Genomic DNA, 17905 nt, shown 5'->3' with positions numbered 1-17905 from the left:
ATACTCCATGCTGTCTACATTGGTCGCAAACCGCCTGGCGCGGCGTCAGGTTCACTATGGCTGGGTGGTGGCCGCCGTCACTTTCCTGACCATGCTGGTGATGGCCGGTGCCATGGGGGCGCCGGGAGTATTTATCGTGCCCCTGGAGCATGAATTTGGTTGGAGCAGTGCGCAGATCTCCGGGGCCCTGGCGATTCGTTTCATGCTGTACGGGCTGATGGGGCCTTTCGCGGCGGCCTTCATGAATTACTTCGGCCTGCGCCGGGTGGTGCTGGTGGCGCTGGTGATCGTGCTGGGCGGCATGATCGGGTCGATGTTCATGAACAGCTTCTGGCAACTGGTACTGTTATGGGGCGTGGTGGTCGGCGTCGGCACGGGACTCACCGCCATGGTGCTTGGGGCCACGGTGGCGACCCGCTGGTTTTCCCATCGTCGCGGCCTGGTGGTCGGGTTGCTGTCGGCCAGCTCCGCCACCGGCCAACTGCTGTTCATGCCACTGATGGCGTCCTTGACGGAACACTATGGCTGGCGCTTGGCGCTGAGCTTCATTTGCTGCGCCATGGCGGTGGTCGTGCTGGCAGTACTGGCCCTGCTGCGTGATCGTCCGGTGGACCTGGATTTGCCGCTGTATGGGGAGAAAGAGGTCCTGCCGGCACCCGCCCACCGGGGCAGCTTGCTGCAGATGCTGATCAGCCCGCTGAAGGTGCTGCGCGACGTGTCGGGCAGTTGGACGTTCTGGGTGCTGTTCCTGACGTTCTTCGTCTGCGGGGCCAGCACCAACGGGCTGATCCAGACCCACTTCATCAGCATGTGCGGCGACTTCGGCCTGGTGGCCACCACTGCGGCCGGTATCCTGGCGATGATGGGGATCTTCGACTTTTTCGGCACCGTGGGCTCGGGCTGGTTGTCGGATCGTTTCGATAACCGCTGGCTGTTGTTCTGGTATTACGGCTTGCGCGGCATTTCGCTGATGCTCCTGCCGTTTACCGACTTCACCGTGTTCGGGCTGTCGTTTTTCGCCGTGCTTTATGGTCTGGACTGGATCGCCACCGTACCGCCCACGGTCAAGCTGGTGGCGCAGAAGTTCGGCGGCGAGCGGGCCAATATCGTCTTCGGCTGGGTGTTTGCCGGCCATCAACTGGGTGCGGCCTTTGCCGCCTATGGCGCCGGGCTGACGCGGACCTTGCTGGCCACCTACACGCCGGCGTTTTTTATCGCCGGGTTGCTCTGCGTGATCGCCGCGTTGATTGCCCTGTCGATCCCGGTGATGCTGAGAAAACCGGCGGTGCGTTCGCAATCTCCAGCCTAGTGGGACTAGCCAGGGCAGCAGAATGCCCTGGCTGTTTCCTCTCATTGCCTTCAAACACTCAAGGCCAGGTAGTCGGTGTATCCCTTCTGAGTGCCGCCGAAGAAGGTGGTGTTGTCCGCGTTATTCAGCGGCGCATCAGTCTTCAAGCGCTCGACAAAGTCCGGATTGGCCAGAACCATCTGGCCGTAGGCCTCCATGTCCGCAAGCCCTGAAGCCAGGTCGGCGCCAATCTGTTCCCGCGGGCGGCCAGGGCGGTTGACGATCAGGGTGTTGTCCCAGGCCTTGCGGATGTCCGCCAGAAGCGCGTCGTCGCCTTTATGCAGGATATGGAGGTAAGCAAGGCCGAGCTTGTTCAGTTCGGTCACCAGGTAGCGGTAGAGGTTCGGACCTTCCTCACCTTCATCGATACCCCACATCGTGATGCCGGGCGAGAGGCGGAGGGCGGTTTTATCGGCACCGATTTCCTCGGCGATGGCGGTCACGACCTCAATGGCAAAACGCGCGCGGTTCTCGATCGAGCCACCGTATTCATCGGTTCGGGTGTTGGCGCTGGGGGCCAGGAACTGCTGGACCAGGTAGGCGTTGGCGCCGTGAATTTCGACACCGTCGGCCCCGGCTTCAATGGCCCGGCGCGCGGCGAAGCGGAAATCAGCGACGGTCTGACGTACTTCCTCGGTGCTCAGCGCCCGTGGCACCGGGATGTCCTGCATGCCTTTGACGGTGAACATGGGCGTATTGGGTGCGATGGCGGACGGTGCCACGCCCTGGCGATGATGGGGCGTGTTATCGGGGTGGGACATGCGACCGGCATGCATCAACTGGATAAAAATATGCCCACCGTGGGTGTGTACCGCGTCGGTGACTTTCTTCCAGCCGGCCACGTGGGCATCGCTATAGATACCCGGCGTGGTCAGGTAGCCCTGAGCATCGTCGGACGGCTGTGTACCCTCGGTAACGATCAGGCCGACGCTGGCGCGCTGGGCATAATATTCGGCCGCCAGTTCCCCCGGGGTGCCATCGAACTCCGCGCGGCTGCGGGTCATGGGCGCCATGACCAGGCGGTTTGAAAAGGTGGCGTTGGCGACGTGTATGGGGCTGAAGAGTGAGCTCATGGTGCGATCCTCGAAAGTGTGTGTTGCTGGAGACGCATCATCAGCTTTATTATTTTTGGGATAAATTGGGTCTTCTGGATTTGATTGATCCATAGGTGGAGCAATTGGCGTGGAACTTCTGAACGATATGGCGTTGTTTGTCGAGGTCGTCAAAGCCAAAGGATTTCGCGGGGCGGCCGAGGTGCTGGGCATGCCGAACTCCACCTTGTCCCGGCGTATCAGTGCCCTGGAGAAGGCGATCGGTTTGCGGCTCCTGCATCGGACCACGCGCAAGGTCGAGGTGACTGAAGCCGGGCAGATCTATTTCGAGCGCTGCAAGCGCATTGTCGATGAGGCCCGGCTGGCCCATGAGCAGCTTGGCGAAATGCTCGCGCAACCCAGCGGGGTGCTGCGGGTCTCATTCCCCGTGGACTTTGCGGTCACTTACCTGTCGCCCCTGATCGCTGAGTTTGCCGAGCTCTATCCGGGCATCAGCTTCGATTTCGACCTGACCTCCCGGCGCGTCGACCTGGTGAGCGAACCCTTTGACGTCGCCATTCGGATTGGCGAGTCGGAGGACTCGCAACTGATCGCACGCCCCTTGATCACCCTGGTGCCTTATTTGTACGCCTCGCCGCGTTATCTCGAAGTCTCGGGCGAGCCCCGTACACCGAGTGATCTCGAACGGCATCAGTGCCTGAATATTCAAAAGGCCGGGAGCTGGACGCTGCACGATGGCGTACAAACCCTCTCGGTAGCGGTGGGCGGGCGCTTCATGGTCAACAGCGTCGGGATGCTGAGGCGGCTGGCTACGCTCGACCAGGGCATCGTGCTGATGAACGAGGAAATCATTGCCGATGAACTGCGTAATGGCCAACTGTGTCGTGTCATGCCCGAATGGCAGGGCAAGCCGGTGACGGTTTATGCCGTCACCGAGACCCGCTTGCTGCCGGCCAAGACCCAGCGTTTCATCGAGTTTCTTCGCGCACGCCTGGCGTGAGCGTGGCGACCGCTAGGCCACCGGTGTAGACAGCGGCTGCGCGGGCGCCTCCTGATGGTGAGTGGTGCCAATGAACATGTACATGGCCGGGACCATGAACAGCGTCAGCAGGGTACCGATCGAGAGGCCGGCGAAGATCACCAGGCCCATGTCGTGGCGCCCGGCCGCACCGGCCCCGGAGGCCCAGACCAGCGGCACCACGCCCAACACCATGGCCGCGGTGGTCATCAGGATCGGTCGCAAGCGCACCGCCGCGGCTTCTTCGATGGCCTCGCGCTTGCTGAGACCGGCGCGCTGCAGTTCGTTGGCAAACTGCACGATCAGAATCCCATGCTTGGTGATCAGCCCGAGCAGGGTCACCAGGCCCACCTGTGTGTACACGTTGATCGAGGCGAAGCCCATGGTGATAAAGGCCAGCGCGCCGAAGAGCGCCGGTGGCACCGAAAACAGGATCACCACCGGGTCGCGGTAGCTCTCGAACTGGAAGGCCAGCGCCAGGTAGACAATCAGAATGGAGAACAGCAGGAGGCCGACGAATCCGCCCGATTCCTGCATGAACTGACGCGACTCACCCGACGCATCGGAGGTGTAGCCCGATGGCGCGACGTTGTGCAGGATGCTGTCCAGTTTCGCCAGCAGTTCACCCTGGGCCACACCACTCACGCCTGAAAGGGTGGCCGAGTTGAGCTGCTGGAAGTGGTTGATGGACTCCGCTTCCGTGGTGGTCTCGATATGCGCCACCGTGCGCGCCTGGATCATGGCGCCGGAGGGCGTGCGAATGTAGTAATCGAGGATCTGATCGGGGTTGAGGCGGTCGACCTGCAGGACCTGTGGAATGACTTTGTACGAGCGCCCGGCGGTGGAGAAATAGTTCACGTAATTCCCACCCAGCGCCGCCGAGAGTGCCGCGCCGACATCGGCCTGGGTCATCCCCAGGGCGGCGATCTTGTCACGGTCGACGATCAGCTTGGCTTGTGGCTTGTCGATCTTCAGGTCCAGGTCCGAGAACCAGAACAGCTGCTGCTTCTGGGCCTCTGCCATAACCGCCTGGGCGACTTCATTCAAGTTCTCGACGGACTCCGTGGTGGTGATCACAAACTGCACCGGCAAACCCTGGGCACCCGGTAACGACGGCAGCGGAAAGGCCGCCATCTTGGCGCCGGCCACCTGGTTCCACTTCTGTTGCAGGTCCAGCACCAATTCCGCTTGCGAGCGACCACGCTCTCCCCAGGGTTTGAGCAGCACGCCGCCGAGCCCCTGATTGAGCGCGGGCACCCCGGTGAGCTGGAACATCTGTGCGTACTCGGGTTCCGTCTTCGCGATCTGGAAGACCTGGTCAGCCAGCCGCTCCATCTGCTGGGGAGAGGCCGTCGGTGCCCCTTTGATCTGCATGAACACCAGCCCCTGGTCCTCGGTCGGCGACAGCTCGCTCTTGGCGGTCATGCCGCTGGCGGCCACCAGCAGGAACAGGATAAAGCCAAAGGTGACCAGCACCGGCCAGCTGTCCAGCCCGGCCGACAGGACCCGGTGATAGCGGTGGCGTAGCCGGTCGAAATAGCGATCCAGCAGGCGGGCAAAGCGACCCTCTTCCTGTCCCGGTTTGAATAACCGTGAAGTCATCATCGGCGAGAGGGTCAGCGCCACCACGGCCGACACGGTCACGGCGCCCGCCAGGGAGAAACAGAACTCCTTGAACAGCGCACCGGTGAGCCCCGTGCGCAGCCCGATGGGGACGTACGCGGCAATCAACACCACCGTCATGGCGACAATCGGACCGCCGAGTTCCCCGGCCGCGATCATGGCCGCTTCCATTACGCCTTTGCCTTCTTCCTTGATATGCCGGTCGACGTTCTCCACCACAATGATCGCGTCATCGACCACCAGGCCGATGGCCAATACCAGGGCGAGCAGGGTCAGCAGATTGATCGAGTACCCCAGCAGGAACATGATGAAGAAGGTCCCGATCAGCGACAGCGGTATTGCCACCAGCGGAACAATCACCGCGCGAAACGAACCGAGGAACAGATAGATGACGATCGAGACGATGATCATCGCCTCGACGAGGGTCTTCACCACCTCATAGATCGAGGTATTGATGAACTCGGTGGAGTCGTAGACGATCTCGCCCCGGACGCCGCTCGGCAGTTGCGATTGCAGGTCGGGGAAAGCCTTCCTGACGCTGGCGGCGACCGTCAGGATGTTGGCATTCGGTGCCACTTTGATCCCGATGAACACCGAGCGCTTGCCGGAGAACGCGACGCTGGTGTCGTAGCTCTCCGCCCCCAGGGTCACCGTGGCTACATCTTCCAGGTGCACGAGCGCATCGCCGTTCTGCTTGATGACCAGCTGTTTGAATTCATCCACGGTATGCAGGTCGGTGCCGGCGGTCAGGTCGACCGTGATCATCTGGCCTTTTGTCGAACCCAGGGCCGACAGGTAGTTGTTGTTGGCCAGGGCGACGGAAACGTCCTGCGCCGACACGTTGTGGGCGGCCAGCTTGCCCGGGTCGAGCCAGGCGCGCATGGCGAATTGGCGCCCGCCCAGGATCTCGGCCGTCTGCACGCCTTCGAGGGAGTCGAGCTTCGGCTTGACGACCCGCAACAGGTAGTCGGTGATGTTGTTGGTGGGCAATACATCGCTGTAGAAACCCAGGTACATGGCGTCGGTGGTCTGTCCGACCGCCACCGTGAGCACCGGCTCCTGGGCCTGGGCCGGTAGCTGGTTCTTCACCGAGTTGACCTGGGTGTTGATCTCCGTAAGTGCCTTGCTGGCCTCGTAGTTGAGCCGCAGGGTCGCGGTAATGGTCGAGATCCCGGTAATGCTCGAGGAGGCCAGGTAATCGATGCCCTGGGCCTGGGCGATGGCCGACTCAAGAGGCTGGGTGATAAAGCCGGCCACGGTGGCGGCATCCGCACCGTAGTAGCTGGTGGTGATGGTGACCACGGTGTTTTCAGTGCGTGGCCACTGGTTGACCGGCAGCCCGAAGATCGAGCGCAACCCCAGTATCAGGATGAACAGCGAGATGACAACGGCCCAGACCGGTCGCTTGATGAAGATATCGGTAAGCTTCATGGGGCGCGCGACCTATTGTTCTTGCGGCTTGGGGGCCGCGTCGTTCAAGGGCGCGCCTTGGGTATCGACCTTCACCGGTGAGCCATTCTTGAGCTTCATCTGGCCACTGGTGATCACCTGGTCGCCTTCCTTCACGCCGGACAGAATGGCCACCTGGTCACCGCGGGTCGGCCCTGTCTGGATAAACGTCTGCTGCGCCGTGAGCACATCGTTGCCCTGGTCGTTCTTCTGCACCGCGGTGAACACCGTCGTACCGTAAGGGTTATAAGTGACGGCGGTCTGTGGCACGGTGAGGTAGCGCTGCTTCTCTCCGGACTGCACGACGGCTTGGGCAAACATGCCGGGCACCAGGCTTTGCTTCGGATTATCGACGGTGGCTTCAACGACGACATTGCGTGTGGTCGGATCGAACCTGGTGTCGATGGCCGTGACCTTGCCGGCGAAGGTCTGCTTGGGCAGGCCGCCCGCCGTGACCGCGACGGGCAGGCCGAGGGCAATCGCCCCCACTTGGGCTTGCGGTACGTTGAAGTCGATATAGATGGGGTTGAAGGTTTGCAGGGTGGCGATCTTGTCGCCGGGGTTGAGAAATTGACCGGGATTGACACTGGTGATCCCGATCTTGCCGGCAAAGGGCGCACGGATGGTTTTCTTCGCCACCAACGCCCGCTGCTGTTCTGCAGCCGCCATCTTGGCTTTCAAGTCAGCCTCGTCCGCCTCGACCTGCGCCTGGGACACGGCGCTCACCGCCAGTTGTGCCTTGTCGCGTTTGAGGACCGTGCCGGCCAGGCTGGCGGTGGCTTCGAGGGAGTGAAGCTGGGCGATGTCCGAATCCGCATTCAACTGGACGAGCAGGTCGCCGGCCGCCACCTGCTGTCCCGGTTTGAAGCCGAGGGTGCGCACGATACCGCCGACCTCGGTGGTGACATCGACACCCCGTACCGCCTTGATCGACCCCACGCTGGAAACGCTCGGCTGCCAATCGGCGAACTCGGCGCGCATGACCGTCACCACGGCAGGGGGTAGCGGGATCTTGGATTGGGCGATCAGCTTCGAGATCTGGGTGAATTTCACCCCCGCGATGATGGCGACAATGACCAGCACCACCGCGATCATGATGAGCATGGGCTTGAGTAGCCGGCGTTTGCGTGCACCGCCAGGTTCAGTCGGCTGGGGCGATGGAGCAGCGGCAGTGTTGGCGTCAGCCATGGTTTTTTCTCGCTGTTTCAAAAACGGTCGGGGCTGCCCAGGGAGGTAGGGGCCACATCGGTTCGGTTCCACCATCCGCCGCCCAGTGCCTGGAAGAGGGCGGTGGTGTCGCTGTAGCGGGTGCTCTGCACCTTGACGCGGGTGAGTACCGCGTTCTGATAGTTCTGTTGCGCCGTCAGCAGATTCAGGTAACCCACGGCGCCAAGGCGGAACTGCGCCTGTGCCAGATCCAGGCTTTGGTGGGCAGCCTGTTCGGCTTGCACCTGCTGGTTGAGCGTATCGGCGTCCGCTTGCAGTGCCCGGAGTGCGTTGGCGACATCCTGGAAGGCGGCGATCACGGTGCTGCGATAACGTGCCGCCGATTCATCGTAGGCGGCCACAGCGGCCTGCTTGCGATGCTCCAGTGTGCCCGCGTCAAAGATCGTTTGGCTGACTGAGCCTGCGAGACTCCAGAATCCCGTGCCCGACGAAAACAGCCGGGTGCCACCCAGCGCACTGGAGCCCAGTGTTCCGCTGATGCTGAATTGCGGCAGTTGATTGGCAACGGCCACGCCGATATTGGCGCTGGCTTGGTGCAGTTGCGCTTCGGCGGAGCGCACATCGGGTCGCTGCTCGACGATGGTCGAGGGCAGGCTGAGCGGCAACTGCTCGGGCAGATGGAGGGAGGCCAGGTCGAAATTCTCCCCCTGATCCTGATTGGGAAAACGGCCGAGATAGGCCATCAACTGATTACGGGTCTGGGCGAGCTGCTTTTGCAAGGGCGGCAAGGTCGCGCGGGTTTGGGCCAGTGCCGCTTGCTGCGTGAGCACGTCGGTATTGGCGATCGCCCCCAGCCGCCGTTGCGACTGCAGGAGATCGAGCTGATCGCTCTGCAGGCGAATGATTGCCTGGGTGGCCGTCACCTGATCGCGCAGGGAAGCCAGGGTCACGGCGGTGTTGACGACATTGGAGGTCAGCGTGAGGTAAGTCGCCTCCAGTTGGTAGCGTTCATACTCGGCCTGCGCCGTGGAGGATTCTATCTGGCGCCGGCCGCCCCCGAACACGTCCGGGTCGTAAGAGACGCTCAGCGATGCTGAATTGACGGTGAGAATCCGCGCGGGCGAACCAAAGGTATTGGCGGTCGATGGCAGCTGCCGTGTCTTGGATGCACTGCCACTCAGGGAGGGAAACAGTGAAGACTGCTCGGCATAAGCCAGTTCATTGGCCTGGCGGAGGGCTGCTTGAGCGGCGGCCACGTCCGAATTGGCCTTCAGCGCCTCTTCCACCAGCGCGTTCAATGTCGGCGAGCGAAAAAGCGTCCACCATTGGCCGGGAATATCCATGCCCTCGACCAGCTTTTGCGCGGCACCTCCGTCCGCCACGTCCGCCGAGGCGGTCGTCGTCGCCAGCTTCTCCTGCGAATAACCGGCATTTTTAGCGACACCAGGCCGGGTAAAGTCCGGGCCCACGGCGCAGCCCGTGAGCAGGGCGATGCAAAGCACACTGGCAGGAGCAAGCACCTGCCAGGTGTGAGAAATCGCCTGCCGCCGGGGTTGCTCTTTCATGGGCTCTCTAGTTAATCCATTAGTTAGTTTATGAATAGATCAAGCCTGCGCCCTTTGCCTCCTTGAGCGACGATTTATGCGCAAACTGCGAGAGGAGGGTAGCGCCGGGCCCAAGGCGCTAGTACTCGGCAGAAGACTAATTGCTGATTTAATGACCGTTAAGTCAAGTGAATTTTCTTGTGGGCGCGGACTCAGCGATTGACGCGTTGTTGCAAGTGCGCGGGATAGCGCTCGCCCACGACGGTAATCTGCGCCATGGCCGATTCGATGGCACTCAGGTCCGTAGGCGTCAGGATGATCTCGGCCGCGCCGATGTTTTCCTCCAGGCGATGCAGTTTGGTGGTGCCGGGTATCGGTACGATCCAGGGCTTTTGCGCCAGCAGCCAGGCGATGGCGATCTGAGCGCGGCTGGCGCCTTTGCCATCGGCGATCTGGCCGAGCACTTCGACCAGATGAGCGTTTGCCTTGCGATTTTCTTCAGAGAACCGCGGGACCAGGTTGCGGAAATCACCGGCGGCGAAGGTGGTTCGCTCGTCGATCGCACCCGTCAGGAAACCCTTGCCCAAGGGGCTGAAAGGCACGAAGCCGATGCCCAGCTCTTCGAGGGTCGGCAAGATTTCCGCTTCCGGCTCGCGCCACCACAGAGAGTACTCGCTCTGTAGCGCGGTGACCGGTTGAACCGCATGGGCCCGGCGAATTGCTTGCACGCCCGCTTCGGACAGGCCGAAGTGCTTGACCTTGCCTTCTTCGATCAACTGCTTGACGGTCCCGGCCACCTCTTCAATCGGAACGTTCGGATCGACCCGGTGTTGATAGAGCAGGTCGATGCGGTCAGTACGCAGGCGCTTGAGCGCGGCTTCCGTTACCGCGCGAATCGTCTGCGGGCGGCTGTCCAGGCCTTCCGAGACCAGGCCGTCCTTGAAGCCGAATTTGGTGGCAATCACCACCTGGTCGCGAATGGGCGCCAGCGCCTCACCCAGCAAGGTCTCATTGGCATAGGGGCCATAGGCTTCGGCACTGTCGAAGAAGTTCACGCCCTGGTCGAATGCGTGGCGAATCAGCTTGATCGCCGCCGCCGTTTCCTGCGCCGGCCCATAGCCGTAGCTCAAGCTCATGCAGCCCAGGCCCATGGCCGAGACTTCCAGGCCGCTGTTACCTAATTGACGTTTGCGCATGCTCTATCTCCTTCATAACGATGGGATGAATGAAGGCAGCTTAAATTGCTGTATAAATATCAACAATCAGGCTGTGGTTTCATGGGCTATTGAGAGGAATTCATCAGTGATTCGTGCAGGATTACCGGAGTTGACGGCGTTCGTTGCCATTGCCGAGCAACGCAGTTTCAGTGGTGCGGCGCGACTATTGGGGGTTTCGCCGTCGGCGCTCAGTCATTCGATGCGTGGCCTGGAGGCGCGCCTGGAGCTGCGCCTGTTCAACCGCACAACACGATCCGTCGCCCTGACCGAAGCGGGGGATCAGTTGTTCCAGAGAGTCAGGCCGTTGCTGGGGGATCTGGAAAGTGCGGTGAATGAAGTCACCTCGGCGCGCAATACACCGTCAGGCTCGATTCGTCTCAGTGCGTCGGAATCCTCTTTTCGGCCCCTGATCCGCCACGTCATCCCGGGCTTTCTCGCCGCCAACCCGCAGATCCATATCGAGTGCGTTGCCGACGGCCGTCTGGTGGACATTGTCGCCGATGGTTTTGATGCGGGTATCCGTCTTCATGACGACGTGCCCCGGGACATGATCGCGGTGCGATTTGGCCCGGATATTCGTTTTGTGGCCGTCGCATCGCCCGACTACCTTGAGCACCACGAGGCGCCCAAGGCGCCCCATGACCTCAAGCAACACCGTTGCATCCGTTTCCGTTTTGCCAGTGGAGCGTTATTTCGCTGGGACCTGGAGCATCTGGGCAGGAGCGCGAACATCGACGTGGACGGTCCGATGACCATGGACAACCTCAACCTGATGGTCGAGGCGGCCCTGGCGGGTATCGGTGTGGCCTGGGTGCCCGAGGCGCAAGTGACGGAGCACGTGGAGGCCGGGCACCTGATTCAGTTGTTGCCGGAATGGAGCCCTTACTACCCTGGGCTCTGCCTGTATTACCCGGCCAATCGACATCCGCCCATGGCGCTCAGATTGTTTGCCCAGGCCGTGCGGGAGTGGGCAAGCCAAGGATTGTGAATGATGGGCAACATGGGTGAAGCCCGGGCACAGGCCCGGGCCCACTGCACTCACGGCATTTGCGGCAGTTCTTGAGGGCGCAGGTCGAACACCAGCACTTCGGCATCCGCGCCATTGCTCAAGGTCAGCACCTGTTCATCCCGAACCCGCACGCCATCGCCCTCCTGCAGTTGCACGCCGTTGAGTTCGACATTGCCCCGGGCGACATGCACGTAGGCATAGCGATCGGCGGCCAACTCCAGGGTGGCGCTTTCCTTGCCGTCAATCAGCGCGGCATAGACCCGCGCATCCTGACGCACGCTCAGTGAGCCGTTGGCCCCGTCAGGCGAGATGATCAGTTGCAGCCGACCGCGTTTTTTCTGAGTACTGAAGTGTTCTTGCTGATAACGCGGTTTGGCGCCGACGACGTCCGGCACGATCCAGATTTGCAGGAAGTGCACCGGCCGGTTGGCCGAGTGGTTGTACTCGCTATGGGCCACGCCACTGCCGGCGCTCATCAGTTGCACGTCGCCGGGGCGGATCACCGAACCCGTGCCCAGGGTGTCCTTGTGTTCCAGGGCGCCTTCGAGCACATAGGAGAAAATCTCCATGTCCCGGTGCGGGTGTTGACCGAAACCCTTGCCGGCGGCCACCCGGTCGTCGTTGATCACCAGCAGGTCGGAAAAACCCTGCTCCCGCGGATTGCGGTAATTGGCGAAGGAAAAGGTATGGAACGACTTCAACCAGCCGTGATTGGCGGCGCCACGATCAGAGGCTTTGCGAAGGGTCAGCATGATGAGATCTCCCGTAGGGACGAGAATTCGTCCGAGTGAGGAGAAGGTTAATGTTTACCGCTGGGAGCAATAAGTAGATGGAAGTTGAAACATTGTCTCTTTCAGGTTGACAGTTTTGTGCGGGAAATCACGTATTCTCGGCCGCCGTTCGTGCCATATCCGGTCATACTGTCCAATGTCGGCGTGAAGCTTCTATTCTTTTTATATCAATGAGTTAAAACCCATGAAAACAGTGGCGATGGTGCTGTTCCCGGACTTTCTCCTGCTCGACATGGCCGGGCCCATGGAGGTGTTTTCCATCGCCAATCGTTATCTGGGGCCGGACGACCACTATCAGCTGTCGCTGATTGGCACTGAGCACGAGGCGGTGCGGGCCTCCAACGGTGTCCGGGTACAGGCTGACACGCACATCGATCAGGCGGATGGGGGCTATGACCTGTTGCTGGTGCCTGGCGGCCCCGGCGCCTATAACGAAAAAAATCCGTCGCTGCTCGCCTGGCTCCAGGACGCTGTCCGGCGGGTGACCTGTTATGGCTCGATCTGCACGGGTGCCTTCGTGCTGGGGCATGCCGGTTTACTGGATGGCTATCGCGTGACGACTCATTGGCACTATACGGAACGGTTGATCAAGGCTTTCCCCAAGGCGGCGGTGGAGACCGATCAGATTTACGTCCAGGACCGCAACCTGATCACCTCTGGCGGCGTTACTGCCGGCATAGACCTGGCCTTGGCGGTGGTCGCCCGGGACCACGGCAAGAAAGTCGCCCAGGACGTGGCCAAGGTATTGCTGGTGGCGATGACGCGCCAGGGCGGACAGGCGCAGTACAGTCCGTTGATGGCGGCGGTGTCACCTCATGAAACCCCGGTTACCCGGGTTCAGCATCATGTGCTCGAACACCTCGATGAAAGCTTCAGCGTCGAACGCATGGCCGGGCTGGCGAATATGAGTGCGCGGCATTTTGCCCGGATATTTACCCGGGAAGTGAACATGACGCCGATGGCGTTTGTGCAAAATGCACGCATCGATTGCGCCAGGCGTCTGCTGGAAACCAGCGACTTGCCACTTAAGACCGTGGCCTACAAAAGCGGCTTCGGCAGCGTACGGCACATGCGCTTTCTGTTCAGTGAGAAACTCGGCCTGACCCCCAGTCAGTACCGCGAACAGTTCAGCTAGAGCGCTCTTGTCCGTCCCGCGCACTGGGATGGCCGTAGCGCTCCTCCCGTGGTGGTTGTACCGTCACCCATGCCTGCCAAGATATCCATGAATTTTTAGCCATGGAGGTGCGGGAGCCTGGGTCAATGTGCGCAACGGAGCATGCAGTACCTTTGGGCCGGACCAGGTTTTCAGCACGTGAGCGTGCATGAACGACCTCAGAGATCTAAACCGCGATGGGCCGCTGCGCTTCGGTCCCTATATGTTCCACCCCTGGCAAAGGTTGATTCTCGACGGTGACAGGCCCCTGCGCATGGGCGGGCGGGCGCTGGACATTCTCCAGGTGCTGGTCGAGCGCGCCGGCAATGTCGTCGGCAAGGATGAGCTTATTGCGCGGGTCTGGCCGACCTCGGTGGTCGAGGAAATCAATCTGCGGGTGCACATCGCCGCCCTGCGTCGGGCCCTCGGTGACGGCCAGGAGGGGCAACGCTACATCGTCAACGTTCCCCAGCGTGGTTACGTCTTTATCGCCCCGGTGCAGCGGATGGCGCACGGTACGGCGGTCGCGATCGACACCCCGCCCAAGCCCCAGCACAACCTGCCTGCGCGGCTGACCCCCGTCATCGGTCGAGACGCGATGGTCGGCAGTGTGGTCCGGCAGTTGCCCGTCCACCGTTTCATGACCCTGGCCGGCCCTGCCGGCATCGGCAAGACCAGCGTGGCGTTGCGTGTGGCTGAATTGCTGCTGCAGCACTACCGCGACGGTGTCTGGATGATTGATCTTGCGGCAATCGATGATCCCGCGCGGATCATCGAGTATCTGGCGCACACCCTTGAATTGGACAGCGGTGTGGACGCCCTGAGGTCATGGCACGCCTTGCTGGTGTTCGATAATTGCGAGCATCTGCTCGAAGGCTGTCGAGCAATCGTCGAGACATTGCGGGTTTCGGCGCCACGACTGTCGATCCTGGTCACCAGCCGCGAACCGCTGCGGGCACTGGCTGAAACAGTGCTGCACGTGCCGCCCCTGGTCGTTCCGCCCACATCGGCGTTGCACAGTGTGGCCGATGTCATGGGCTATTCGGCAGTGCAGCTGTTTGTCAGTCGGGCCCGAGCCCGTCAGCCAGCCTTTTGCTTGCGCGAGCGGGACCTCCGGGCCGTGCGCGAAATCTGCCGTCGACTCGATGGCTTGCCGTTGGCCATCGAGTTGGCGGCGGCGCAGATCGATGCGCTGGCACTGGTGGGACTGCAAGCCCAATTGGGCAACTGCCTGCAACTGCTGACCCAAGGCCGGCGTACCGCCGTTCCACGGCATCAGACCCTCAAGTCCGCATTGGACTGGAGTTATCAGCGCCTCAGCCCGCTGGAGCAAACCGTGTTGCAGGGTCTGGCGGTGTTCAAAATGGCCTTTACCCTGGAGGCTGCCGTCGGCGCCATCAGCTGTGCGGTACTGCGCCCCGCCAGTCTGGTGGACGTGGTGGAACGCCTGGCGCGCAAATCGCTGTTGTCGGTCGAACAGCGCAACGGTGTGACACGTTACCGATTGCTCAACACCACCCGCGCCTTCGCTCTGGAAAAGCTTGAGCACGGTGGACTGCTGCGGGCGTTTGAAATGCGCTACGCCCGCTACTTCAGCCCGGCACATTGGGCATCACGGGGCCCGGTGTCGTTGCAATTCGTCGAGCAACTGACGAGCTTTGGTTAGGTCCGGTGTGGCAAAGCCTTCGGTGAATCGGGCGTAGAGTGGGGCGAGCAGCTCATAAGCTTGCTGGAAGTGACCCTGGCGCTGCCAAAGCTGTGCCAGTGAGGTGGCGCTACGTAGCTCCCAGGCCAGTGCGCCCTGGGCTTTTGCCACGGCCAGCGCCTTGAGCAGAACCGTCTCGGCCGCGCTCGTGCAGTTGGCTGTCAGCAGCGTATTGGCCCTGGCTCGAAGGATTTCCGCCGTACTCCAGCCGGCCATGCCGGTTTCGGCGCGCTCCAGCAAGGCGTCATCGAGAAAGCCGGTGTCCAGGGTCACCATGATGTCCTTGATCAGCCCGGTGCCGGGTGGCGGCGACGAGTACTCAGCGCCGCTATCGATCACCTGGGCATAGCGCCGGGCCCAGGTGTAGAACAGCAGCACCGAGTGCTTCTGTGCCTGCTCCAGCAACTGGCGCAACAGTTCACGGGCCGTCCCGGTGTCGCCGTTGTAGTGGGCGATCAGGCAGCCGGACAGCGCCAGGGTGTAGCAGATGGAGGTGCCGTGGTTGATCTGGGTCGCGATATCCAGGGCCTGGCGAGCCGTGTGCCAGGCTTTTTCCGGATGGCCTTGCAGCCAGAGGATCCGCGCCAGGATCGTCAGGGCGGCGACGCTCTGGTCGTATTGCACGCCAAAGCCGCGGGTAAAGCGATTGAGGTGGCCGCTCTGGGCCATGCGCTGGATGACTTGCTCGGCATTCTCCCGCGCTTGTGGCTGGTCCCCGGCAAAGTGCAGGGCCAGCACCCGCAAGCGATGGGTGCTGAGGGACATCGCGGCGGTCCCGTTGCCGAGCAGACCCAAGCGGTCGAACTGCCGGCTTTGCTCCAGGGCCTGTTGGTAGTGGCCGCAACTGAGGTTGACCGCCATATGCCCGGATACCGCCCGGAGCTGGCCGGCCACATCGGCGCAGCTTTCGGCCAGGGCGCGGGCGCTCACGAAGGCGTCGACCGTTTCGGCGGTACCGCCCTGGGCGTGGTAGCAGGAGCTGCCGAGGGCGAGCTTGAGGGTCATGGTCAAGCGAGGGCAGGGTTGCGCGGCCGCCTCCAGCCGTGCCAGAGCCTTGCGTACATACCCGCCGTGTTCCTTGAGTAGCGACAGTTCCTGCCAAAGCGGCGTCGAGGCGGCTGTCAAACGGATCGCCAACAAAGACGGACCATCGCCCTTCAAGCCCCAGTCGAGTGTCGCGCGGATGTCTTCCAGGCCTCGGGCGTAACGTTCGATCCATAGCTCGGACAGGGTCAGTTCCCAGTCCTCTTGAGCCTGGTGCATCAAGGCCAGGCAACGTTCGGCGTGACGCTCGCGGACCTCCGCCAGCTCGGCGGCCTGGTCGAGTTTTTCCAGGGCGTAGCTGCGGGTGGTGTCCAGCAGGCGATAAAACACCTCCTCGTCACCGACTTCCACGTTCAGCAGGGACTTGGCCACCAGTTGGGTGATCGAGGCAAAAACCCGGTCGGGAGCGATATGTTCGCCGACGATCACCGCTGCCGCCGATGCCAGGGTGAATCCTCCCCTGAAGATGCCCAGCCGGCGCAGACAGGCCTGCTCGCAGGCATTGAGCAGTTCGAAGCTCCAATCCAGCGTGGCACGCAAGGTCTGATGACGGCCCAGTGTCGTATGGGAGCCCTGGGTCAGCAGGCGAAAACTGCCTTGCAGTTGCGTCAGCAACCCCTCGATCCCCAGGTTGGCCACTTGCGCCGCCGCCAGCTCGATCGCCAAGGGAATACCGTCCAGGCGCCGGCAGACTTCGATCGCCAGCGGCAACTCGTGGTCGGCCAATTCAAAACTGTCGTGGCTGGCCATCGCCCGCTCGACGAACAATTGCAAAGCCGAAAAGCCCAAGGCCTGAGTGCGGTTGAGCGTGGCGATGGGTGGCGGGCAGTCCAGCGACTCCAGGCGTTGCACGAATTCGCCTTCGGCCCGCAGGCTCTCGCGGCTGGTGGCCAGGATATGCACCTGTGGCGCCGCGCGCAGGATGCTTTCGCAAAGCAACGCGATGGCCTCGACCAGGTGTTCGCAGTTGTCGATGACCAGCAGCATCTGCCGCTCGCGCAGGCACGTCGCCAGGCAGTTCATCGGCTCGCCGTCATGCAGCGCCAGGTCCAGCAGCGTTGCCAGATGAGCGCTGATCATCCGCGGGTCGTGGATAGGGGCCAGGTCCAACAGTCGAATGCCGTCGCGGTAGTGACCGATCAGCTGTTCGGCAACGCGCAGCGCCACGGTGGTCTTGCCGATGCCACCGGGGCCGACCAGGGTGATGAAGCGCAGGTCGGGCAGTTGTGTCACGAGGCTGTCCAGCAAGGCGTGACGCCCGATCATGCGGGTGCGACGTATCGGCAGGTTATGACCCTTCGGCTCGTCCGAGGCACTTCCGGGGCTTTGCTCGATAGTCTCGAGAGAGACGGGCGCGACAAAGCTGTAGCCACGCTGGGCGACCGTGATGATGTAGCGCTGGCCAGCCTGGCCGTCGCCGAGGGCTTTGCGCAGTGCGGCGATGTGCACGCGCAGATTGGTGTCTTCAACCACGCTTCTGGGCCAGACCCGGGCGATCAATTGCTGCTTGCTGACCACATTCCCGGCGTGCTCCAGCAGGATCAACAGAATGTCCAGGGCGAGCCGCCCCAGGCGCAGGCGCTGATCGCCCTCCATGACCAGGCGTTGTCCGGGGTAGATCCGGTAGGGGCCGAAAAGCACGGCCTGCGCGGGGGGAAGGGCCAACAGATTACTCCTCTGGAAAATTAACAACGTTTAACTCGTCCTGTGCCCGTTCTACGTTCAAAAATCCAATCCTTCAAGTTCAACGCAAAGCTCAGCCTTCTTGCAACGACAACCCCGAGG

12 protein-coding genes are annotated in these 17905 nt (G+C 62.0%); 5 read left to right on the top strand and 7 right to left on the bottom strand.

Translation table 11 applies throughout. The annotated features are described in order from the left end of the window. The first annotated feature begins 7 nt into the window (after positions 1–7). Positions 8–1309, top strand: a complete 1302-nt coding sequence (locus M5B42_RS12685) for an MFS transporter (protein WP_248746025.1) — start codon at positions 8–10, stop codon at positions 1307–1309. A 50-nt stretch (positions 1310–1359) separates the two neighbouring features. On the opposite strand, the gene M5B42_RS12680 is transcribed toward M5B42_RS12685, so the two are convergent. Next, positions 1360–2421, bottom strand: coding sequence for an alkene reductase (locus M5B42_RS12680; protein ID WP_248746024.1), 1062 nt, complete (start codon positions 2419–2421; stop codon positions 1360–1362). A 109-nt stretch (positions 2422–2530) separates the two neighbouring features. Here M5B42_RS12680 and M5B42_RS12675 point away from each other — a divergent pair, with 109 nt between their 5' ends. Continuing rightward, complete coding sequence (locus tag M5B42_RS12675; protein ID WP_248746023.1) at positions 2531–3400, top strand: LysR family transcriptional regulator; 870 nt, start codon at positions 2531–2533, stop codon at positions 3398–3400. A gap of 12 nt (positions 3401–3412) precedes the next feature. Here M5B42_RS12675 and M5B42_RS12670 read toward each other — a convergent pair whose 3' ends face one another. From M5B42_RS12670 to M5B42_RS12655, 4 genes are all read right to left on the bottom strand, one after another. Continuing rightward, a complete protein-coding gene (locus M5B42_RS12670; protein WP_248746022.1) occupies positions 3413–6472 on the bottom strand; it encodes an efflux RND transporter permease subunit in 3060 nt (1019 codons plus the stop codon). Positions 6473–6484: 12 nt separating this feature from the next. Beyond that, positions 6485–7594: an efflux RND transporter periplasmic adaptor subunit gene (locus M5B42_RS12665; protein WP_248746239.1), complete on the bottom strand. Its 1110-nt coding sequence runs from the start codon at positions 7592–7594 to the stop codon at positions 6485–6487. Positions 7595–7695: 101 nt separating this feature from the next. Next, positions 7696–9222, bottom strand: coding sequence for an efflux transporter outer membrane subunit (locus M5B42_RS12660; RefSeq protein WP_248746021.1), 1527 nt, complete (start codon positions 9220–9222; stop codon positions 7696–7698). 191 nt (positions 9223–9413) lie between these two features. Further along, a complete protein-coding gene (locus tag M5B42_RS12655) occupies positions 9414–10397 on the bottom strand; it encodes an aldo/keto reductase (protein ID WP_103496619.1) in 984 nt (327 codons plus the stop codon). Positions 10398–10503: 106 nt separating this feature from the next. On the opposite strand from M5B42_RS12655, the gene M5B42_RS12650 reads away from it, so the two are divergent. Continuing rightward, positions 10504–11406, top strand: a complete 903-nt coding sequence (locus M5B42_RS12650; RefSeq protein ID WP_248746020.1) for a LysR family transcriptional regulator — start codon at positions 10504–10506, stop codon at positions 11404–11406. A gap of 50 nt (positions 11407–11456) precedes the next feature. Here the strand turns inward: M5B42_RS12650 and M5B42_RS12645 are convergent, their stop codons facing one another. Further along, complete coding sequence (locus M5B42_RS12645; protein ID WP_103496617.1) at positions 11457–12179, bottom strand: pirin family protein; 723 nt, start codon at positions 12177–12179, stop codon at positions 11457–11459. 223 nt (positions 12180–12402) lie between these two features. Between M5B42_RS12645 and M5B42_RS12640 the strand changes: the two genes are divergently transcribed. Continuing rightward, on the top strand, positions 12403–13353 hold the full coding sequence (locus M5B42_RS12640; RefSeq protein WP_103496616.1) for a GlxA family transcriptional regulator: 951 nt from the start codon (positions 12403–12405) through the stop codon (positions 13351–13353). A gap of 187 nt (positions 13354–13540) precedes the next feature. Further along, positions 13541–15037 carry a winged helix-turn-helix domain-containing protein gene (locus M5B42_RS12635; protein WP_248746019.1) on the top strand — a complete coding sequence of 499 codons (1497 nt, stop codon included), beginning with the start codon at positions 13541–13543 and terminating at the stop codon, positions 15035–15037. Here M5B42_RS12635 and M5B42_RS12630 read toward each other — a convergent pair. Beyond that, positions 14984–17785 (bottom strand): winged helix-turn-helix domain-containing protein, encoded by a 2802-nt coding sequence (locus M5B42_RS12630; RefSeq protein ID WP_248746018.1) that lies wholly within the window; start codon positions 17783–17785, stop codon positions 14984–14986. The genes M5B42_RS12635 and M5B42_RS12630 overlap by 54 nt on opposite strands. Positions 17786–17905: the final 120 nt, after the last annotated feature.

The sequence above is a fragment of the Pseudomonas sp. MWU12-2037 genome (genome assembly GCF_023242345.1).
In the GTDB taxonomy this organism is placed as follows: Bacteria; Pseudomonadota; Gammaproteobacteria; order Pseudomonadales; family Pseudomonadaceae; genus Aquipseudomonas; species Aquipseudomonas gingeri_D.
The sequence above is the reverse complement of the archived record's forward strand: the minus strand, read 5'-3'. Positions and strand labels throughout refer to the sequence as shown.